This window comes from Streptomyces endocoffeicus, assembly GCF_016741935.1.
Lineage (GTDB): Bacteria > Actinomycetota > Actinomycetes > Streptomycetales > Streptomycetaceae > Streptomyces > Streptomyces endocoffeicus.
In genome coordinates this window covers 12,960-34,024 of record NZ_JAERRG010000002.1, presented here as the reverse complement: position 1 = coordinate 34,024, position 21,065 = coordinate 12,960, and the positions used below count along the sequence as shown (strand labels likewise).

Genomic DNA, 21,065 nt, shown 5'->3' with positions numbered 1-21,065 from the left:
GGTCTCGCTCGGCGGCTATCCGGCGTTTCGCTGGAAGGCGGAGCGATAGCTGTGCGGGCTGGTGCCCACGACGCGCTTGAAGCGGTCCCGGAAGGAGGTGGGCGAGCCGAACCCCACCTGGGAGGCGATGCGCTCCACGGGGTGGGCGGTGGCCTCCAGCAGATACTGCGCCTGGCGGATCCGGGCGCGGTGCAGCCACTGCAGCGGGGTGGTCCCGGTGTGCTCACGGAAGCGGCGGTTGAGGGTGCGGGTGCTCATGCCGACGTGGGCGGCGATCTCGTTGAGGGTGAGGTCCCGTCCGGCGTTGTCCTCCATCCACCGCAGCAGGGGTTCGAACAGCGATCCGCGCGGCACGGGCGGCTGGTCGTGGACGATGAACTGGGCCTGTCCGCCCTCCCGTTCCAGGGGCATCACGGACAGCCGGGCGGCGTCGGCGGCCACGGCGGAGCCATGGTCGCGCCGGATCATGTGCAGACACAGATCGAGCCCGGCCGCGGCGCCCGCCGAGGTGAGGAACTGGCCGTTGTCCACATAGAGCACATCCGGGTCGACCTGGATCTTCGGATGGAGCTCGGCGAGCAGCGCGCCGCCGAGCCAGTGCGTGGTGGCGCGGAGTCCGTCGAGCAGCCCAGTGGCGGCGAGGATGAACGCTCCGGAGCAGATCGAGGCGATACGGGTGCCCCGTCCGGCCGCGTCCCGCAGCGCCTCGATCACCTCGTCGGGGACCGGGAGCAGGGCGTCGCCGCGGCCGGGCACGACGATGGTGTCGGCCTCGGCGAGCGCCTCGAGCCCGTACGGGGCCTGGAGGGTGAACACCCCGGCGTCGACGGCGGGGGCGGGGGCACAGACCCGGACCCGGTAGGGCTCCCGGCCGTCGGGCAGCCGGGTGCGGGTGAACACCTCGATCGGGGTGGCCAGATCGAAGGCGATGACCTGGTCCAGCGCCAGGATCACGACAGTGTGCATGGCCTCAACCTAGGCCGTGCGGGGCATGGCGCCAACGCCGGGTGGCGAGAAGCCGGTGTGGAGGTGGTTTCCGGCCATCGCTCTCGAGGGCGTCATATGCGGCCGCACACCCCGGCGTCGGCGATACGGATCGAGGGGTTGCCGTAGGCCATGCGCTGGAGGATCTTGCGGTAGAGCGGCGTATGACGCAGCGCCCGCGCAAGACGGGGGCGCACCCGGGTGGTGAACGCGCCCTGCGAGAGGATCGCCCGGCTCTGCAGGGTCTGCATCCGCATCACCGCCGCGATGTCGGGCCCGCGCCGCCGCTCGAACTCCGCCAGCCGCTCGGCGCTGGTGTCGCCCTCGGCCAGGGCGCGGGCCAGCAGGGGGTGCAGCACCACCGCGTCCTGTACCGCGAGGTTGATGCCCTGGGCGCCGATCGGGCTGTGGGTGTGGGCGGCGTCGCCGATCAGCACCAGCCCGTCGGCCACCCAGCGCTCGGCGCGTGCGGAGAAGACATCGAGCACACCGAGGTCGGCGGGGGTGCGGAGCTGATCGCGGATCAGCGTGGCGTACCGCGGCACGGCACGCATCAGCCGCTCCTTGACATGGTCGATGCCGAGGGCGGCGATCTGGCCGTAGCGCCGGTGCGGCAGGGTCCAGCCGAGCTGGATCCGGTTCGGCCAGGAGCCGTAGACCAGCACCGGGCCGCCGCCGGTGCGGTACACCCGCACATCGCGGACCGGCGGCTCTTCCGGGGGCGCGCTGAGGGTGCACCACAGCACATCCTGGGCGAACGCGTCGGCGCGGCCCGCCCCGATGCCCGCCAGCCGCCGGATCCGCGAGAACCGGCCGTCCGCGCCGACGACGACCCGGGCCCGTACGGCACAGCGGCCCGGCGCGCCTTCGGCGATGACCCCGGCGATCCGCCCCTCCCGCCGCAGCAGCGCCCCGGCCCGCCGTCCGGGCAGATAGCGGAAGCCGGGCGAGCGGCGGCAGCGGGCGAGAAGCTCATCCAGCAGATGGGGGCGCACCACGCTCAGCAGGTGGTCGTACGGGGCCGGAAGCAGCCGGTAGTCGGCCTCCAGCAGCACCCGCTCGCCCTCGATCACCAGAAACCGGTGGTGCTCATGGGCGCCGCGGGCGCGGGCGCCGGCGAGCACATCGAGCGCGTCCAACAACTCCATCGCGCCGGGCTGGAGTATTTCGCCGCGGACCACGCGCTGATGCGCTCGGGCGCACTCCACCACGGTCACCCGAGCCCCCGACCGCAGCATCAGCAGCGCCAGCACCAGACCGGCCGGGCCGCCCCCGACCACGCACACATCGGTGTCGATCTCGCGCATCATCGCGCCTCCTGCTGGTCGGGCTCAGGGTCCAGGGCTCAGGCCATGGGCATCGGGCATCGGGCGCCTGTGACAGCCCCTGGACGCGCTACGGCTCCGCTTGCCCGCGCGGGGGGATCGGGCAGCGGAGCCGTAGCAGGCCCGGCTGAAGGGCGGCGCCGGGCGTATTGGGGGGAAGGGTTCGCCGGACGGGGACGGCTGGTACGGGATCTACGGGATCTACGGGACTCCGGACGAGGACGGGGCGTTATCGGGGATGTCGGGGAGCTCGGGGGCTCGGGGAACCGCTCTGCGGGGGCTGGGGGCTGGGGGCTGGGGGCTAAGGGCTGGGGGGCCGTTGGCCGGGGGCTATGCGGCGAACAGGTCGAGCACCGGGCGGCGCCAGTGGCCGTCCAGGTCCAGATCGAGGGCCGGGTCAGAGGCGAGCACCGCCTGCTGGAGCTTCTGCAGCCGCGGCGACGGCTCCAGCCCGAGGTCCTCCACCAGTCTGGCGCGCAGCCCCTGGTAGACCTCCAGCGCCTGCCAGGGGCGGCCCGCACGGTAGAGCGCGGCCATGCACTGGGCGTGCAGCCCCTCGTGCAGCGGATGACGGGCGGTCAGTTCGGTGAGCTCCGTGAGCAGCTCGGCATGGCGGCCCAGCCGCAGATCGGCCTCGATACGGCGCTCCAGGACGCCGAGCCGACTCTCCTCCAGACGGGCCAGCTCGATCTCCAGGACCGGCCCGACCTTCACATCCACCAGCGCGGGGCCGCGCCAGACGGCCAGCGCCTCGCGCAGCAGCAGGGACGCCTGGACATCGTCCCCGGCGTCCAGCGCGTCCCGCCCCGCGGCCACCAGCCGGTCGTACTCATGGATGTCCACCGCGCCCGGCTGGGCCTCCAGCACATATCCGCCGTATCGCGTGGCGAGCACATCCTTGGAAGCCTGCGGGGCCTGTGGGCCATAAGCAGCGGCCAGCCTGCGGCGCAGCTGCAGGATGTAGGTCTGCAAAGTGGTGAGCGCGCTGCGCGGCATCTGCGTGCCCCAGATTTCCTCCATAAGAGTGGGCACCGGGAGCATCTGGTTGGCGTAGACGGAAAGCAGTGCAAGGATCTGGCGCGGCTTGCCCGCGCTGGGCACGATCGACTGACCGCACGCCTCGACGCTCAGCGGCCCCAACACCTTGATGTCCATGGTCGTGTACCTCCGTCAACGGTCCGTCAAGTGCCTCCTGGCCGCGCGGCCCTGCCACCGAGGCATCTAAGAGCCTCGCTTGTGGGCGGCCTGTGCGGCCAGTGCCGGAGTACCGAGCTCGATATGAGTTCCAGAGCCCCGCACCATGACAAATTCACACCCCTGGCGATGAGAGAGTCCGCGATGACCGATACGCCCGTCCCATATGAGTCCACGAGCCCCGCCGTCCTGGCTCATCCCGCCGAGAACACCGAGGTCACCGAGGTCGTCCAGATCGCCGAGCGCGCCAAGCCCGCCGAGGACGACGACCTGGTCATCGAGGACCTCTCCGACACCGCCTGGCCCATCCCCGCGCCCGGCATCTGCATCTGCACCGTCGGCGCCGAATGACCGGGCCCGGGCAATGACCGGCGAACTGGGCTTCACACCACATCTGCGGGTCGAGCCGGTGCCCGGCGAGGCCGTCTATCTCGTCTCCGAGCACGGGGTCACGGCGCTGCTCGGGCACGCGATCGCCGCGCTGGCACCGCTGCTCGACGGGTCGCGGGACCTCGCCCACATCCTCACCGAGGCCGCCGCGCCCGGCCGCGCCGCGGGCCCGCCCGGCGCGGTCCCGGCCGGGCAGGCCGAGCGCGTCATCGCCCGTCTCCGCGCGGCCGGGCTGGTCTCCGAGCGGGAGCGCGCCTGGACGCCCGAGGAGGCGTACTGGGAGCTGGCCGGGCTGGGCACGGGCGGCTCCGCCCCGGCCCCCGTGCCCGCGTCCGCCCGCCCCGCCGTGGCCCCGCTGGTGCTCGGCTCGACCGACCCGGACGAGGTGGTCCGGGCGCTGCGCGTCGCGGGGCTGAGGACGGTGGACGGCGAGCCGGCGGACCCGAGGTCCGTGAACGCGGAGGCGGCGGACGGCGATCCGACGACCTCGGGGGCAAATAGTCCTCGGCGAGAGATATGTCAAATCGCCATTCGTCAACATGACGCCGCAGAACTCACCCTTGTGGTGTGCGATGACTACCTCGATCCGCGGCTCGCCGCCGTGGACGCCGCGCACCGCGCCGCCGGCCGCCGCTGGCTGCCCGTCAAACCGGTGGGCACCCAGACGTGGCTGGGCCCGTTCCTCGGCGCCCCCGACGCTCCGTGCTGGGTCTGTCTGGCGGACCGGCTGTGGCGCGGACGGCAGGCCGAGGCGTATCTCCAGCGCCGGCTCGGCCGCCCCGGACCGGTGCCGCGACCACCCGCCTCCCTGCCCGCGAGCCGCGCCGCCGCGCTCCAGCTCGCCGCTCTGGAGGCCGCCAAGTGGCTGGCCGGGTACCGGCATCCGGGCCAGCGGGAGCTGCGCACCCTGGACAGCCTCACCGCCACCGTGGACCGCCATCCGCTCTCCCGCCGTCCGCAGTGCGCGGGCTGCGGCGATCCGGCGCTGGTCGCGGCCCGCATACGGGCGCCCCTGTCGCTGCCCTCACCACGGGCGCCACTGGCCGAGACCGCCACCGACACCTCCGCGCGCGGGATCATGGAGCGCTACGGACATCTGGTGGACCCCGTCACCGGGCTGGTCACCGAGATCCGGCGCGATCCGCGCGGCCCCGCCGTCCTCAACTGCTTCCACGCCCGCCACCCTTCGTACGCCGGAGCGGGCCCCCACAGCGGCCTGGACGCCGTAAGGGCCGGCCTGCGGGCCGCCGCCCACGGTAAGGGCCGCACGGCCGAACAGGCGCGGGCGAGCGCGCTGTGCGAGGCCCTGGAGCACTACAGCGGCCATTTCCAGGGGGACGAGCCGCGTCAGCGCGCCCGCTACCGCGATCTGCGCCCGGACGACGCGGTGCACCCGGACACCGTCCAGCTCTTCGACCCGCGCCAGTTCCGGGATCCCGCCCTCCCCGCGCGCCACCGCGTCCAGGATCCGTTCGACGAGGGCGCGGAGCTGGACTGGACCCCGGTGTGGTCGCTCACCACCGAGCGCCACCGGCTGCTGCCCACCGCGCTGCTCTACTACGGCGCCCCGCAGCCCCCGGGCCACCGCTGCTGCCGGGCGGACTCCAACGGCGCGGCGGCGGGCGGCACCCTGGCCGACGCCGTCGTACGGGGCTTCCTGGAGCTCGTGGAGCGGGACGCGGTCGCCCTGTGGTGGTACAACCGCACCCGGCAGCCCGCCGTGGCCCTGGACGCCTTCGACGACCCGTGGCTGGCCGAAGTGCGCGCCGCCCACCGGGGCGTGCGGCGCGAGGTGTGGGCCCTGGACCTCACCGCGGACTTCGGCATACCGGTGGTCGCCGCGCTCTCCCGGCGCCTCGACAAGCCCGCCGAGGACATCACCTTCGGCTTCGGCGCCCACTTCGACCGGCGCACCGCGCTGTGCCACGCCTTCGCCGAGCTGAACCAGATGCTTCCGGCGGTGGTCGAGGCCCGTGCCGACGGCGGGGGTTACGGCGCCGCCGAGCCCGAGGCGCTGCGCTGGTTCCGTACCGCGACCCTCGCCGGCCACCCCTATCTGGCCCCCGATCCGGCGGCCGTAATGCCCCCGGGGATATCCGGCCCCCCGGAGCCCCCGGAGGGCGGTGCGCTGGCCGCCGTGAGGGAGTTGGTGCGCGGACGGGGGATGGAACTGCTGGTGCTGGACCAGACCCGGCCGGATGTGGGACTGCCGGTGGCCAAGGTGCTGGTGCCCGGAATGCGCCCGCACTGGGCCCGGTTCGCGCCCGGCCGGCTCTTCGACGCCCCCGTGGCGCTCGGCCGGCTGCCGGGGCCCACGCGCTACGCGGACCTCAACCCGATTCCGTTTTTCCTGTGATCCCCCGTGATATCCGGTAACTCTGCGTACAGCATGAGCCTTCCACAGGGCCTCTCCACCCCAGGTGAAGATCGGATACTCTCGGGCAAGCCACCCAATCCGGCCCGACCATCCGGAGGACGAGTGCAGGGGAGCCTCTTGCCCGACGATGCCGGCAACCATCCACCGCGCCACCAGGACGGTCTGGCGCCGCGTCTGGCCGTGGTCATCACGGTCCTCGTGCTGGTGGGGTACTTCGCCGTGGCCGTCACCTATGTGGTCGACGGCAATCGTTCGGGCAGGTCCGTCGACGCGGCGATGCTCGGTCTCGCGCTGCTGCCGATGACCATGCTGCTCTGCCTCCAGATGCTGCACTCCTTCCCCGGCCTCGCGCCCCGGCTCAGCGGTGCGCGGCGCTGGACGCTGACCCTCCAGACGGTGCTGACCTTCGCCCCCTTCGCCATCTTCAAGCACGCCTGGCTGGGCATGCCGGGCTTCCTGGCCGGCTCCTCGCTGCTGGTGCTGGTCCCGGCGCTGGCGTGGCCCGCGTTCGCGGCCATCCTGCTGTGCACGGACGTGCTGCTGTTCCAGGTGGGATTCGGCTGGGGTCAGGTCGCGTACACCACGGTCTCCACCGCGCTGACCGGGCTGGTGGTCTTCGGGCTCTCGCGGCTGTCCGGGCTGGTCGCCGAGGTGTCCCGGTCCCGGGCGGAGCTGGCCCGGCTGGCGGTCGCCCAGGAGCGGCTGCGGTTCTCCCGGGACGTGCACGATCTGCTGGGCTACAGCCTGTCCACGATCACCCTCAAATGCGAGCTGGTGCACCGGCTGGTGCCCCGGCAGAACTCCCGCGCCCAGCAGGAGCTCTCGGAGATCCTGCAGACCTCCCGTCAGGCCCTCGCCGACGTACGGGCCGTGGCCAGCGGCTATCGCAAGATGTCGCTGTCGGCGGAGGCGGCGACGGCCCGTTCGATGCTGGCCGCGGCGGGCATCAGCGCCACGGCCGAGATCGACTGCGGACCGCTGCCGGAGCTGGTGGACACGGTGCTGGCGAGCGTGTTGCGCGAGGGGCTGACCAATGTGCTGCGCCACAGCAAGGCCGACCACTGCGCGGTCGAGGCGCGGCGCAGCGGGCGGCGGGTGTCGCTGACGCTCGTCAACGACGGGGTGGGCCGGCCGTCCACGATCCTGCGCGCCGACAGTTCGGACGGCGGCAGCGGCATCGGCAACCTCCGGGTGCGGGTGGAGAACCTCGGTGGGCGGCTGTGCGCGGGCGTACGGTCGGACGGCTGGTTCGAGTTACGGGCGGAGCTGGATGTGTCCGTGGACGCGCCGCCGCGGAGCGGCCGGGAGTACGGCCCGGGGCCGACGGTGACGGCGTGACGGGACCCTGGGGCCCAACGGCGTGACTGGCCCTGCCGGTGAACGGGATCCCTGACGGCGTAACGGCCCCTGACCGCGTAACGGAACCCCTGACGGCCTGGCCAGCGCGCGGGGACGCCGTACGCCGCCTTACAGCCAGCCCGCCTCGCGGGCGATCCGGATGGCGTCCACCCGGTTGCGGGCGTCCAGCTTGGTCACGGCGGACGTCAGATAGTTGCGCACCGTGCCCACCGACAGAAACAGCTTGGCCGCGATCTGCCCGGAGTCCTCGCCCTTCGCGGCGAACCGCAGGACCTCCAGCTCCCGTGGGGTCAGCGGCTGTGGGCCGTCGTCCAGGGCGGCCAGCGCCAGCTGGGGATCGATCACCCGCTCGCCCTTGGCGACGGCGCGGATGGCCTCGCTCAGCTTGTCCGGGCTGCTGTCCTTCAGCAGAAAGCCGGAGACATGGGCGGCCAGCGCCCGGCGCAGATTTCCGGGGCGGCCGAGGCTGGTGAGCATCATGGTGCGGCATTCGGGGACGGCGGTGCTCAACTCGGCCGCGGCGGTGAGCCCGTCCACGCCCGGCAGATCGATGTCGAGCACGGCGACGTCCGGGCGGAGTTCCCGGGCGCGCGGCAGGATTTCGGCGCCGTTGGAGAATTCGGCCACCACATCGATATCCGGTTCGAATTCCAGCAGGGCGACCAGTGCCTTGCGCAACATATGCATGTCTTCCGCGATCAGCACCCTGACCATGCCGCCCCCTGCTTTCCCCGCCCGGCCTCACCCCGCATGGGAATTATTCCCCCGCCCTCTCGGCCATTCCATCGATTCGCGGGGAAATACGCCCGTCGAACGCCCATCCCGTAGCGCGAACGCGACCGCGCGCCCCCTTTTCACGCCGCACCACCCCGACAGGGCTCACCGACCCCCGGCCCGAACTCGGCGTGCAGCGCGCGCACTTCACCCCGCAGATAGCGCTCGCGCAGCAGGGCGCGCCGTACCTTGGCGGTTCCCGCCCCGCGCACGGTGCCGGGGCGCACCAGCAGCAGCGCGCCGGTCTCGACCCCGAACTCCTCCGCGATCAGGGCGCGGATCCGGGCCGCCAGCCGGGGCAGCCCGGTGCGCGCCCCGCCCGCCGTACGGACGACCTCCTGGACGACCACCAGCGCCCCCGCGCCGGGTCCGGCGCAGAACACCCGGGCCGATCCCAGCGCCTTCGCGCAGCCCAGCAGTTCGCGCTCCACGTCCTGGGGGTGCAGGGTGTGGCCGTCCACCAGGAGGGCGTCACGGACCCGGCCGGTCATCCGGAGCCGGCCGTTGACCGTAAGGCCGAGATCGCCGGTGCGCAGGAAGCCGCCGGGACCCTCGGTGACGCGGGCGGCGAACAGCAGCGCGGTGTCCGACGGACCGCCCCAGTGGCCGGTGGCCACGGCGGGGCCGCGCACCCAGATCTCCCCGGGCGCCCCGTCCGGCAGCCGGCGCCCGGTCAGCGGGTCCACGACGGCGAAGTCGGCGCCCGGCACCGGTGTGCGCCCCGTGGCCAGCGGCACCGGCGCCCCCTCGGCCGGGACGTACCCGGCCACCAGGGTGCCCGGGCGCAGGCCCAGCGGGGCGCAGCGGTGGGGGAAGGCGGCCATCGTCCCGGTCGAGACGGGCTCCCCGGCGTTCAGCGCGGTCCGCCAGCGGGAGAGGTCGAGCCCGGCCGGTGGCTCGTCGCCGAGGAGGGCGGCGCAGCGGGCGTGGAGGATGTCGGGCGCGAGGGTTTCGGTGATGCCGTGGCGGCTGATGGCGCGCAGCCAGCCGAGCGGATCGGTGCGGTACGGCTCCGCCGGAAGTGTCACGGCGGTGGCGCCGAGCCATAAGGGGTGCAGCACCTGCCCGATCAGCCCGGGGGTGTGGCGGCGGGGCAGCCAGCCACCGACCCGGGAGCGGCGGTCGGTGCCGAGCGTCCGCCGCAGCCCGGCCATGGCCGCCGTAAGGTTGCCATGCGTCAGCAGGGCGCCGCGGGGGGCGGTGGCGGGCCCGGAGTCGTAGGCGAGCAGCGCGAGACTGTCGGCGGTGGTGCGGAGGGGTTGCCGGGGCGCGTCGGCGCCCGCGTCGGGGCGGAGTCCGTCGACGGCGAGGCAGGTCAGACCGGCGCGGCCGATTCGGGAGAGCCGGCGGGAGGTCTCGGTGGCGTGGGCGGTCTCGGTGAGGACGAGGTCCACGGCGGCGTCCCGGACGATCGAGGCGGTGCGCTCGGCATCGGTCCGGGAGGCGGACGGCGCGGGCACGGGTACCGCGACGGCCCCCGCGTACAGACAGCCGAGCAACGCCACCGCGGCGCACGGACCGGGGTCCATGGCGAGCAGCACCCGGCGGCCGACGGCGTCGCGGGCGCGCAGCCAGGCGGCCACGGCGTCGGCGCGGGCGTCGAGCGCGGCGTAGGACACGCGGTGTTCGGTGCCATCGGCGGCGGGGTGGGCGAGCGCCGTGCCGTCGGGGCACCGGAGGGCCCGTTCCTTCAGGGCCTCGGACAGATTCGCGTATCGCGGCATTCTCAACTCCCGGGCGCCCGACGTCGGAAAGGGGCCCACAGTCTCGAAGCGCCACCTCGAAGCCGACTTGATCAACGGTGAGGAGCGCGCCCCGGTCCTCGGCGGGGGTCCGGCAGCGGCCCGACCTGCCGCATCGGCGCGGGTCCGGCGGCGGCCCGCCGGGCCGTCGCACCCCCGTCATCAGTCGTCATCAACGCGCCCTGCGGTTGACCCGGACGGTCCAGCCCCCGTCGGCGGCGCGGCCCGCCACCGTGATCCGTACGGCGTCCTCCTTGACCGACATGCTGTCCCCGACGCCGAGCGGGGCGTCGGCGAGTTCGGGGTAGACCGACTCGTTCCAGCAGGCGGAGGTGGCGGGGTGGCCGTCCAGCACCTGTACGGGGCCGTCGCCCGACGCCTTGTCGTTGCGGACGCGGTAGACCAGCACACCCTCGGTGCAGGTGCCCGCGTCGTTGCCGCTGCCGCCGCGCGCCTCGATGGCCAGCGCGGTGGTGGGCCCGGTGCGGACCACGACCAGCCGGGTGCGGGTGTCGGCGCCGGACCGGCCGCGCCCGATGGGGGCGGCGAGGGGCTGGAGGGTGTACCGGCGAGGTCCGGTGGCGCGGTCGCAGGCCACCTGGCGCGCGCCGAGCCAGCCGAGCTTCCACTTGTGCCAGCCGAACGGATCGGGTGCCATGCCGAACTGGCTTCCCATCAGGTCCCAGTCGCCGACGTAGGTGTCCCATTCGGCGTTGCCGTCGGTGTCCTTCGGCCGGTGGTAGAGGTCGGGCAGGTCGAAGACATGCCCGGTCTCATGGGCCAGCACATTGCGGTCCGGCGGATGGTGCTCGAAAACGGTGACCAGTCGGCGCAGGTCGACACCGTCCGCGCGCAGTGGCTTTTCGAAGTTGACCACTTTCGTCGCGTCGGCGTCCACACCGGGGGCGTCGGGGTCGGCGACCAGATAGACGAGGTCGTAGCGGGCGAAGTCGAGGTGCGGATCGGCGGCCGCGATGGCGTCGCGCAGATAGGCGGCGCGGCGCTGGGCGTTCCAGTCGCGCTGTATGGCGTACGCGGTGGAGCGCTGGGGCATGGCGATCCAGCGCCGCAGCGGATGCACCCGTAAACGGAACTTTCCGTAGGAGGCCCGTTTGAAGAAATTGGGGGTCGCGGGGATGTGGTCGGCGGCCAGCTGGGCGGGGGTCACCCGGGGCCGCGCGTCCGGGAAGGACAGGAAGACCATCGCCGCGTCCAGGCGGCGTACCGGGCGCGGATAGCGGGGGTTCCAGGTGTCCACGCCCTCCGAGTGGTGGGCATCGGTGCGTTCCAGGTCACAGGGGCCGCCGGGGCCGGCCGCGACGGCGGGGCCCGCCACCACGGTGGTCGCGATGAGCGCGCTCAGCGAGGTGAGCAGGGCTCCGGCCCGACGCAGCCGGGGCTGCCGGTGCACCCCCTCGGGTACCTGAGGAAGACGCACCATGTCGACCTCCCGGGCGTAGTCGGAACACCCACTCCACCCTGAGGTGAATTGGCGGGGTACGCCCTGTTGAGTTGGGCTGGTCGAGTGAAGAGGCCGCGATCCGGGTACGTAACAGACGGTCACAATCGGTCAGAGCGGCCGTTGGCCCGCGCAGAGTCGAACAGATACGACCAAACACATTGTCAAGGCGGCGGTGAGCGCGATGACATCGATGGAACGCCCGGAGCACGAGCCCCTATGATCGGCACATTTCCAGCGGGGAATCCCCCTTCAGGCAGGCACTTACGGTCGGCCCGGCACCCGGTGTGAGACATGCACAAGATGTGTACGAACAACTTGGAAACAACAAACGCCACGCGGGAGCGAGCGGTGAGCGGAACCCCCGACGGGCAGGGACGCGCCCCGGGCGCGACACTGCCGACGATCACAGAGCGTGAGGCCATGCCGAGCGTCCTTCCGGTCACGGAGGACCCCGGCGCACCCCGTCCGGCCCCCGGCGCGCCGTCGGTCCTGGGCACGCCCCCGGGCCCCGGCGCGCCCCCGGGCGCGGGGCACCCAACGGGGCATACCACCGGGCCCACGGCGGGGCATACCGCCGGGCCCACCACCGGGCATACCGCCGGTCCCCCGACCGGCCCCGCGCCCGGCGACTACCGCGCCGCCTTCAATGTGGCGCGCCTCGCCATGGCCGTCGTCGACCGCGAGGGCAGGGTGCTCGACGCCAACCCCGCGCTCGGCGCCCTGCTCGGCACCGATCCAGGCCTGCTGATCACCCGCAGCGCGGCGGACCTGGCCGATCTGCGCGAGGATCCGCGCACCTGGCGGGAGTACCGGGACGTCCTCGGCGGCCGTGCCGCGCGGCTGCGCCGCACCCGGCGGCTGCGGCGCTCCGACGGCCATGCCCTGTGGGCCGAGGTCACCGTCGAGCCCGCGCCGGACAGCTGCAGTCTGCTGCTGTCGATGGCCGACATCAGCGACCAGCGGGATCTCCAGGGGCGGCTGCGCCATCTGCAGATGCACGACCCGGTGACCCGGCTGCCCAACCGCAGCCTGTTCTTCGAGCGGATGACCAGGGCGCTGGAGGCGGCCACCTACGACCACGGGGGCACCGGCCGGATCGGGCTGTGCTATCTCGACCTGGACGGCTTCAAGGCGGTCAACGACACCCTCGGCCACCGGGTCGGCGACCGGCTGCTCGGCGCGGTCGCCCAGCGGCTCACCGACTGCGCGGCGCCCGAGGGCCATCTGGTGGCGCGGCTCGGCGGGGACGAGTTCGCCCTGCTGGTCCGCAACTCCACCGGCACCGAGCAGCTGTGCGACCTCGCCCGGACGGTGCTGGCCGCCCTTCAGGAACCGTTCGACGTGGGCGGGCAGCGGCTGTCGGTGTCGGCGAGCATCGGCGTGGTGGAGCGGCCCGCGGCCGGCACCCACACCACCTGGCTGATGCAGGCCGCGGACACCACGCTGTACTGGGCGAAGGAGGACGGCAAGGCGCGCTGGACCCTCTTCGACCCGGAGCGCAACGCCCATCGGATGACCCGGCAGGCGCTGTCCAGCACCCTGCGCCCGGCGGTCGAGCGGGACGAGTTCGTGCTCGACTACCAGCCGCTGGTGGGGCTGGGCGACGGGGTGGTCCGGGGGGTGGAGGCGCTGGTGCGCTGGGACCATCCGCAGTTCGGGCGGCTGTCGCCGAACCGGTTCATCCCGCTGGCCGAGGAGAACGGCGCGATCGTGCCGCTGGGCCGGTGGGTGCTGCGCACCGCCTGCCGCCAGGCCCGTGCCTGGCAGCTGGCCGAACCGCCGCATCCGCTGGTGGTCAGCGTGAATGTGGCGGTCCGCCAGGTGTGGGACTCCGATCTGGTGGCCGATGTCGCCGCGATCCTGGCGGAGACCGGGCTGCCGCCGCATCTGCTCCAGCTGGAGCTGACCGAGTCGGCGGTGATGGGGTCCACGGGGCGGCCGCTGCAGGCGCTGCAGGCGCTCAGCGACATGGGGGTGGCCATCGCGATCGACGACTTCGGGACGGGCTACTCCAACCTCGCCTATCTCAGCCGACTGCCGGTCTCCACGCTCAAGCTGGACGGCTCGTTCGTCCAGGGGTTCCGGGCGGAGGAGCATCCGAATCCGGCCGACGAGACCATCGTCGAGGCGCTGGTGCAGCTCGCGCACCGGCTGGGCCTCACGGTGACGGCCGAGTGCGTGGAGAGCGCCGAGCAGGCGGAGCGGCTGAGGCGGATCGGCTGCGATACGGGACAGGGGTGGTTCTACTCCCGTCCGGTGCCGCCGGACCGCATCCAGGCGATGATCACCGCCTGCCCGGCGCCGGGTTAGGGCATGCCGGGCGGATCGTGACGCCTGCGGCGGGCTGTTCCCCGCCCCGCCCCTTCCCAACACCTGACGATATGCGGGAAGGGGCGGGGCGGGGAGGGGGCAGCATCGACATGCGGCTCCGCCGCGTGGTCCGCCGGACACCCCGTAGGGCTACGCCTCCGTCCGCGCCGTCGGCAGATCGTAGGCGTCGGCGATCAGCTCGTACGAGCGCAGACGGGCATCACGGCCGTGGGCATTGGCCGTGATCATGACTTCGTCGGCTCCGGTGCGCTTGATCAGTCCGTCGAGCCCCTCGCGGACCTGGTCAGGGCTGCCGTACTCGACATTGGCGAGCCAGCTGTTGATGAAGTCGCGCTCGATCTCGTTGAACTCGTACCCCTCGGCCTCCTCGGGCGACGGCACCAGGCCGGGGCGTCCGGTGCGCAGCCGGATCATGGCCAGGGCGCCGGTGAGCACCTGACGGTGGGCCTCCTTCTCGTCCTCGGCGGCGAAGGCCGAGACGCCGATCGAGGCGTACGGCTTGTCCAGCACGGCGGACGGCCGGAAGGTCTCGCGGTAGAGGTCGAGCGCGGGGACGGTGTTGGCCGCGGAGAAGTGGTGGGCGAAGGAGAACGGCAGGCCGAGCATCCCGGCGAGCCTGGCGCTGAACCCGCTCGAGCCCAGCAGCCAGACCGACGGCCGGCCGGCGGACTGGACCCCGCCGGGCACGGTGCCCTGCACCGGCCCCGGCACCGCGTGGATACGGGCGTAGCGGTGGCCGTCGGGGAAGTCGTCGTCGAGGAAGCGGGTCAGCTCGGCGAGCTGCTGGGGGAAGTCGTCGGCGCCCTCGCGCAGCCGCTCGGTGCGGCGCAGCGCGGCGGCGGTGGCCCCGTCGGTGCCGGGTGCGCGGCCGAGGCCGAGGTCCACCCGGCCGGGGGCGAGCGCCTCCAGGGTGCCGAACTGCTCGGCGATGACCAGCGGGGCGTGGTTGGGGAGCATCACCCCGCCGGAGCCCAGCCGGATCCGCTCGGTGTGCGCGGCGAGATGGGCGAGGATCACCGCCGGGGAGGAGCTGGCGACCCCGGGCATGGAGTGGTGCTCGGCGACCCAGAAGCGCTGGAAGCCCCGGCGCTCGGCGAGCCGGGCGAGCTCGGTGGTGGTCCGCAGCGCCTCGGCGGCCGTCACCCCGCTGCCGACGGTCGCGAGGTCCAGCACCGACAGGGGCACCGGTGCGCTGCCGAGGGGCCGGGCCCGGATGGGGTCGCGCTGGTCGTCTCGCCGGTCCTGCTCATCGGCCACGGTGGCCCGCCTCCCTGGTCGCACCGCGCGGTGCGCGTATGTCGGGTGCGTGTGCGGCGCTGCGCCGCCACGCCTCTACGTCTACCGCCGACATTCAACCGGAGAAAGGCTCCGCTTTATTCCCGGGCCTTGTTCCCCGGTGACCGGTGAACGGCTTTCCCCGGCCCCCGGTGAACGGCCGGGCCCGCCGCCACCTGGGGAGGAGGTGCGGCGGCGGACCCGACGACGGTGCCGCGCGCTCGCGCGGAACGGGCCTAGCCCGCGGTCCGCGCGGTGCGGCGGCGGTGGAGGGCCAGCGCCGTACCGGCCCCGCCGAGCACCAGGACACCCGCGGTGAGGCCGATGGGCAGGGCGGCGGAGATGCCCTTGCCGTCGGCGAGCCGCCGGGTGGTCAGGGCGTCGGCGGCCGCGGCGTTCACGATCGGGGCGTGGGCGGCCAGGGCGGAGGTCGTGTAGTGACCGGACTTGTGGACCGACGCGACCGAGCCGTCGGACTTCAGCAGCACCTGGGTGTTGTTGGGGTGGCGGAAGTCGAAGAGCCCGGAGAGGGTGTTCGCCCTGCGGTCGAAGGAGGCGTCACCGATCCGGCCGGTGTGCCAGTTGTCCTCGATGAAGCGGGTGATCGAGGTCTGCTCGGTCTGGGTGTGGTCGACCTTGTTGGACTTGCTGAAGGGGGAGATCACCAGCAGCGGCTGCCGGGGGCCGGGGCCACAGCGGTCCTGGTAGCCGCCCGCGGGCTTCGGGGCGGACTGGCAGGCGGGGCTGTCGGTGGCCTTGCCATTGGAACCCGTGGTCTTGTCGGCCGACCCGTTGCGGGGCTTGGCGTAGGCGTGGTCGTACCAGCCGTCGCTGTCGTCGTACGCGACGACGATCGCGGTGTCCTTCCACTGCGGCGACTTCTGGATCGCGTTGATCTGCTCGACCAGGAAGTGCTGCTCGTCGACCGGGTCGGAGTAGGCGGCGTGGCCGTCCTGGTACTCGGCGGCCTTCAGGAAGCTGACGGACGGCAGATGGCCCGTCTTGAGCGCCGCGTCGAAGTCGGTGAGGTCGTAGTTGTGGTTGGCCCGGCCGCTGTGGCCGATCTCCTGGACGTCCTTCGGCGGGAGGTGATGCGGGTTGGCAGTGGACTTGTAGTACTGGAACGGCGCGTGGTGCGGGCTGTAGTCCACCGAGGCGGCGCCGCCGACGTTCTTGTGGGTGGTGCCGGAGCACTTGGCGTAGTGGTCCTGCTCACCGTCCCAGGCGGTGCTGGGCCGGAAGCCGCCCTGGAACCAGCCCCAGCTCACATCCTTGGCGTTGAGCAGATCGCCGACGTTCCGGCCCTTCAGCTGAGCCAGGGCGTTGCTGCTGGTGTGGTCCTTGTTGGAGCAGTCGTCGAAGGCCGGGTCCGGGTCGTTGATCACCGTGCCGACGCCCTTGGCGTCCGGCGAGGCCACCGCGTACGCGTCCGGCTTGTCGGTCTGCTTCGGGTTCTCGGTGGAGGACTTGGGGTCGGTGGAGATCACGCCATGGGTCTGGCCCGAGATCAGCTCCAGCGCTCCGGGGGTGGAGGGACCGTAGGCCGAGCTGAAGGAGCGGTCGCTCATCGCGTAGTGCTGGGCGTAGTTCCACAGGCCGGTGACGGTGTTTCCGTCGTAGTAGTCCATCACCAAACCGGGCTCGCCGAACAGCCCGGTGCACTTGCTGACCTCGGTGTTCTCCACGAACTTATCGGCCTTGCCGCCGTTGGCGGCGTACTGCTCGGGGCCGTAGGAGTGGTTCTGGTCGCAGGTCATGGCCTGGTCGCTGCGCAGCCGCTTGGGCTTGTAGAGATTGGGGTTCTTCTCCAGCAGCCCGGCGTGCGCCAGGGTGTCGATGTCCTTGGGGGTGTCCTTGGCCGGCGTGAACCTGGTGCCGTCCGTGTTCGCCGCCTTGGGGTAGGTGCCGAAGTAGTGGTCGAACGAGATGTTCTCGTCGAAGATCACCACCACATGCTTCACCGGTGTCGCGGTGTGGTCGCCCTTCGCGGGCGCGGCCCATGCGGGGGCCACCCCGCCCACCGTCGCCAGGGCCGCGGCGCCGGCCAGGGCACCCCAGCGCGCGGCCCGGCCACGCCGTCGGCCGCCTTCGGATCCTGCCGTGCCGCCCATGTCATGCCTCCACATGATTCGCGTTTCACGCCTGCGCCTGATCCTGTGCCGCGGGCAGGACTCTCCGATGGAATCCATGGAGGCGGCCGAGTGAATAGAGGGTCAGAAGAATCCAAGGAACTCTTGAGGCGTTCTTGACCGGAAGGTGGGGCGACGATCAGGACAGAAGGGTCCGTCCCAGCCAGTCGGAGCGGTCCCGCACACCGGGGAGCGCGAAGAAATAGCCGCCGCCGAACGGGGTGACGTAGTCCACCAGCGGCTCCCCCGCCAGCCGCTTCTGCACGGTCTCGAACTGGCGCTCGAGGTCCTGCTGGTAACAGCAGAACAGCAGTCCCATGTCCAAGTTGCCATTGCCGTCCATGCCCCGGTCGTAGTTGTAGGCACGGCGGAGGATGCGCTGGTCCTCGGTCCGGGCGGTGCGCGGATTGGCCATCCGTATATGGCTGTCCAGCGGAATGACGTCGCCCTTGGGGTCCTGCGCGAAGCGCGGGGTGTCGAACTCGTGCTGACCGTCCAGCGGGGCGCCGGAGTCCCGGCTGCGCCCGAACATGCGCTCCTGCTCGCTGATCGACACCCGGTCCCAGAACTCCACCAGCATCCGGATCAGCCGGATCACCTGATAGCTGCCGCCGGTCGCCCAGGCGGGCTCCCCGGAGTGGGCGCCCACCCACACCAGACGGTCCATCGCCCGGGCGTCCCCGGTGTCCGGATTGGCGGTGCCGTCCTTGAACCCCATGTGGTTGCGCGCGGTGCCGGACGGGCGCGGCGGGCTGACGAAGCCGTCGATACGCCAGCGGATCTGCAGCGCGCCCCGGGTGTGCCGGGCGATGTCGCGCAGCGCGTGCAGCACCGTGTCCGTGCTGTCGGCGCACAGTTGGAGGCTCAGATCGCCATGGCACCAGTCGGGGTCGAGATCGTCATCAGGGAAGGAGCGCATCGCGCGCAGCCGCCGGGGCTTGCGGTCCCGCAGTCCGTAGCGCTCGTCGAAGAGCGAGGCGCCCACGCCGACGGTCGCGGTCAGCCGGTCGGCGGCCACCTCGGGACCCAGGGTGCCGGAGTCGGCGGGCGGCGCGGTGATCCCGACCGGGTCGGGGGCGCCTCCGGCGGTGAGGAAACGGCACCGCTCGGTGAGCGTACGGAAGGCGTCGGCCAGCTCCTCGCGGTCCTCGGCCATGGTGTCGAAGGCGATGATCGCGGTGGCCCGCTGGGGCGGGGTGAGGATGCCCGCCTGATGGGTGCCGTGGAAGGAGACGCGGGTGGGCTCCTTCTGCGGCCCGTCCTCCTTCGCGACCGCCGTGCCCGCGGCGGCCGCGCCCGCCACCGCGCCGACCGTGCTCGCGGCGGCGCCCAGCAGAAAGCCCCTGCGCAGCACCTCGCTCACCGGGTCCTCCGCACATCCATCAACGCCGCCACCTGGGCCAGCCGCTCCACCAGCGCGCCCGTGTCCGCGTTGAGCCGCTGGCGCCCGGTGCGGCCCAGTCGGTCCAGCGGGGTCCAGCGGTCGCCGTGGTGCGAGCGCTCCAGGGTCCGCTGGGCGCGGTCCAGGTCGCTCTCCAGCTCGGGCAGCCAGGGGGCACGGGGCTTCAGCAACGGCTCCAGCCGGCGCAGCACGGCCCGGGTGCCGTCCAGGTTGGCCCGCGCGGTGGCCAGATTGGTGCCGCTGCCGTAGTCGGTGCGGCCGGTCAGCTCGAACTGCACGGTGTTCTCCATGATCTCGTGCGCCCGCAGGCCCAGGTCGGCCGGGTCCATCCGCTCCTGCGGCCAATCGTCCCGCAGGTCTCGGACGTCCTTGACGAGCCGGTCGGCGACCGGGCGCAGTGAGCTCGCGGACTCGCCGTGCCACAGGCCGTACTCGAGGCGGTGGAAACCGGTGAAGTCCGGGTCATGGACCCCGTCGGTCAGCCCCGCCGTGGTGCCGTTGATCGACCCGTCGGCGTCGCCGAAGGTGCCATAGGCGGCGCCCATCCGCTCGTACACCAGATGGGCGGGCAGCCAGGCCGCACGGGCCGTGGTCAGGTCACCGCAGTGGATGGCCGAGCGCAGCGCGTCCGTGCGCCGCACCAGCTCGTCCATCCGGCCCGCCACCCACTTCTGGTAGGCGATGGTGGGCGGGATCAGATCCTGCTGGCTGACCGGGACCGCGGCCGGTCCACCGCCCCGCGCCGGTCCGGACACGGTGACGGTGGGCCCGGTGACCGCGTCCGCGTCCTCGGGCAGGCAGACGAAGGCGTAGGAACCCCCGCCGAGCGTGACGCTCAGCGGTCTGCTGGTGCCTGGGCCCAGTCCCTCCACCTCTCCGTAGACGGCGCCGTTCGCCGGATTGGTGAGATAGACCTCGGCCGGTCTGCTGGAGGTGTTCCGCAGATCGAAGACCTGCTTGCCACGGGTGGCACCGGTCCAGCCACGCCCGCAGCCGCCCTCGGACACCTCGATGGAGGTGTGCCGCAGCCCGTCCGATGCCTTGGTGACCGGGCTTCCGCTCGCGGAGGGGTGCGCACGAGAGCCGCCCGAGGAGCCTCCGCCGACCGCCAGCGCGCCGATTCCGACGGCCGTGGCCACCGTCACCGCACCGGCGACCAGCAGATGACGTGCCGGCGGGACCGGGGAGAGATGTTGGCGACGCACGGCTGCATGCTAGGCGCAGTCTGATAAGCGGAATGCCCTGATGGCGAAAGAGCACCATGGAATTTCGCCGGGATTCAGCTTCCCGTCACCGGCTCCCCGGGCCCTTCGGCGCGCCCGCCCGCGGCCGCGCCACCCGCCGCGCTATCCGCCGCTCCGGGCGAAGAGCGTGCCCAGCCGGTCATGGACCGGATCACGGCCCAGCAGCCGCAGCCCCTCCCAGACCGTGACCTGGTTGGCCGTGAGCACCGGCTTGCCCAGCTCCGCCTCCAGATCCGGAATCCAGGCGGCGGTGTGCAGGGCGGTGTCCGGCAGGAGCACCGCCTGGGCCTCGGGGTGGTCCCCGGCGCGGCCCAGCTCCAGCACCTCCTCCCGGCCCCAGGTGCCGACCTCCGCGGCCGTGATGATCCCGCTGCCGCGCATCGAGACCACCTCGGCGCCGGCCGCCTTCAAAAATGCCCGGAAGTAGTCGGCGACATCATCCGGGTAGGTGGCGGCGATGGCCACCCGGTCGGCGCCGAGCGCCTGCACCGCGTGGGCGAAGGCGAAGGAGGTGCTGGAGGCGGGCATCCCGGCCGTCTCGCTCAGCTCGCGCGCCTGCTCCTTGGCGCCCTCCCAGCCGAAGACGAAGCTGGCGCTGGTGCACGCCCAGACCACGGCTCGGGCACCGCGCTCGGCGAGCTCGGCGACCCCGGCCGCGAGGCGGGCCGCCGACCCCATCTCCAGCAGGGCGTCCACCCGATGGGCGTCCTCACCGATGTCGGTGTGGACCAGCGGAAGCCGGATGTCGCCGCTGTCGCCGCCGAGCATGCCCTCCAGGCGCGGGTATTCGTCCTCCGCGGAGTATCCGGGGTAGAGAAAGCCCACCGTGTCCGGGGCCGGGTGCGTCGAGTCCACCATGACTGCCTCCTTGACTGGCGGCCCCCGCGAGCGCCGCCGCTGCACTGCTGTCACTTCTCCTACACCGCGGACGCCCGGCGGGTTCCCACCCGCCGGACAGCCTCCCTCGCGTAGGTGACGGGCCTGCCCGTCCCACCCGGGCAGGCTTCCCGGCCACGCCGGGGCGGGCCCGGCCACGCCGGGGCGCCCGCCCCCTCGCGCACCGGGGCGGGCCGCCCT

At 72.8% G+C, this 21,065-nt stretch carries 15 protein-coding genes; 4 read left to right on the top strand and 11 right to left on the bottom strand.

All coding sequences use genetic code 11. The features are described 5' to 3' along the window. Positions 1 to 15: 15 nt before the first annotated feature. The 3 genes from JK364_RS08110 to JK364_RS08100 all read right to left on the bottom strand — a co-directional run bounded on the left by JK364_RS08110 (position 16) and on the right by JK364_RS08100 (position 3,464). On the bottom strand, positions 16 to 966 hold the full coding sequence (locus tag JK364_RS08110) for a GlxA family transcriptional regulator (RefSeq protein WP_201849061.1): 951 nt from the start codon (positions 964 to 966) through the stop codon (positions 16 to 18). Positions 967 to 1,058: 92 nt separating this feature from the next. Continuing rightward, positions 1,059 to 2,294 carry an FAD-dependent monooxygenase gene (locus JK364_RS08105; protein WP_201849059.1) on the bottom strand — a complete coding sequence of 412 codons (1,236 nt, stop codon included), beginning with the start codon at positions 2,292 to 2,294 and terminating at the stop codon, positions 1,059 to 1,061. Positions 2,295 to 2,639: 345 nt separating this feature from the next. Continuing rightward, the gene (locus JK364_RS08100) at positions 2,640 to 3,464 is read right to left on the bottom strand and encodes an AfsR/SARP family transcriptional regulator (protein WP_037953152.1); all 825 of its coding nucleotides are present in this window, start codon (positions 3,462 to 3,464) and stop codon (positions 2,640 to 2,642) included. Positions 3,465 to 3,647: 183 nt separating this feature from the next. On the opposite strand from JK364_RS08100, the gene JK364_RS08095 reads away from it, so the two are divergent. The 3 genes from JK364_RS08095 to JK364_RS08085 all read left to right on the top strand — a co-directional run bounded on the left by JK364_RS08095 (position 3,648) and on the right by JK364_RS08085 (position 7,608). After that, on the top strand, positions 3,648 to 3,854 hold the full coding sequence (locus JK364_RS08095) for a hypothetical protein (RefSeq protein WP_201849057.1): 207 nt from the start codon (positions 3,648 to 3,650) through the stop codon (positions 3,852 to 3,854). Positions 3,855 to 3,867: 13 nt separating this feature from the next. Further along, positions 3,868 to 6,249 carry a TOMM precursor leader peptide-binding protein gene (locus JK364_RS08090; RefSeq protein ID WP_201849054.1) on the top strand — a complete coding sequence of 794 codons (2,382 nt, stop codon included), beginning with the start codon at positions 3,868 to 3,870 and terminating at the stop codon, positions 6,247 to 6,249. Between the two features lie 138 nt (positions 6,250 to 6,387). After that, positions 6,388 to 7,608 carry a sensor histidine kinase gene (locus JK364_RS08085; RefSeq protein WP_230991618.1) on the top strand — a complete coding sequence of 407 codons (1,221 nt, stop codon included), beginning with the start codon at positions 6,388 to 6,390 and terminating at the stop codon, positions 7,606 to 7,608. A gap of 129 nt (positions 7,609 to 7,737) precedes the next feature. On the opposite strand, the gene JK364_RS08080 is transcribed toward JK364_RS08085, so the two are convergent. The 3 genes from JK364_RS08080 to JK364_RS08070 all read right to left on the bottom strand — a co-directional run bounded on the left by JK364_RS08080 (position 7,738) and on the right by JK364_RS08070 (position 11,586). Next, positions 7,738 to 8,343: a response regulator transcription factor gene (locus JK364_RS08080; RefSeq protein ID WP_201849050.1), complete on the bottom strand. Its 606-nt coding sequence runs from the start codon at positions 8,341 to 8,343 to the stop codon at positions 7,738 to 7,740. Positions 8,344 to 8,483: 140 nt separating this feature from the next. Then, positions 8,484 to 10,127, bottom strand: coding sequence for an AMP-binding protein (locus tag JK364_RS08075; RefSeq protein WP_201849048.1), 1,644 nt, complete (start codon positions 10,125 to 10,127; stop codon positions 8,484 to 8,486). 190 nt (positions 10,128 to 10,317) lie between these two features. Then, positions 10,318 to 11,586 carry a M6 family metalloprotease domain-containing protein gene (locus JK364_RS08070; RefSeq protein ID WP_201849046.1) on the bottom strand — a complete coding sequence of 423 codons (1,269 nt, stop codon included), beginning with the start codon at positions 11,584 to 11,586 and terminating at the stop codon, positions 10,318 to 10,320. A gap of 321 nt (positions 11,587 to 11,907) precedes the next feature. Here JK364_RS08070 and JK364_RS08065 point away from each other — a divergent pair, with 321 nt between their 5' ends. Then, complete coding sequence (locus JK364_RS08065; protein WP_201849782.1) at positions 11,908 to 13,917, top strand: putative bifunctional diguanylate cyclase/phosphodiesterase; 2,010 nt, start codon at positions 11,908 to 11,910, stop codon at positions 13,915 to 13,917. A gap of 150 nt (positions 13,918 to 14,067) precedes the next feature. On the opposite strand, the gene JK364_RS08060 is transcribed toward JK364_RS08065, so the two are convergent. The 5 genes from JK364_RS08060 to JK364_RS08040 form a co-directional block, all read right to left on the bottom strand. Next, complete coding sequence (locus JK364_RS08060; protein ID WP_201849044.1) at positions 14,068 to 15,195, bottom strand: LLM class flavin-dependent oxidoreductase; 1,128 nt, start codon at positions 15,193 to 15,195, stop codon at positions 14,068 to 14,070. Between the two features lie 254 nt (positions 15,196 to 15,449). After that, on the bottom strand, positions 15,450 to 17,324 hold the full coding sequence (locus JK364_RS08055; RefSeq protein ID WP_201849043.1) for a phospholipase C: 1,875 nt from the start codon (positions 17,322 to 17,324) through the stop codon (positions 15,450 to 15,452). A 157-nt stretch (positions 17,325 to 17,481) separates the two neighbouring features. Then, the gene (gene efeB, locus JK364_RS08050; protein WP_201849041.1) at positions 17,482 to 18,705 is read right to left on the bottom strand and encodes an iron uptake transporter deferrochelatase/peroxidase subunit; all 1,224 of its coding nucleotides are present in this window, start codon (positions 18,703 to 18,705) and stop codon (positions 17,482 to 17,484) included. Next, the gene (locus tag JK364_RS08045) at positions 18,702 to 19,949 is read right to left on the bottom strand and encodes an EfeM/EfeO family lipoprotein (protein WP_201849039.1); all 1,248 of its coding nucleotides are present in this window, start codon (positions 19,947 to 19,949) and stop codon (positions 18,702 to 18,704) included. The genes efeB and JK364_RS08045 overlap by 4 nt, the downstream gene beginning before the upstream one ends. A 141-nt stretch (positions 19,950 to 20,090) precedes the next feature. After that, complete coding sequence (locus tag JK364_RS08040; protein WP_201849037.1) at positions 20,091 to 20,846, bottom strand: maleate cis-trans isomerase family protein; 756 nt, start codon at positions 20,844 to 20,846, stop codon at positions 20,091 to 20,093. Positions 20,847 to 21,065: the final 219 nt, after the last annotated feature.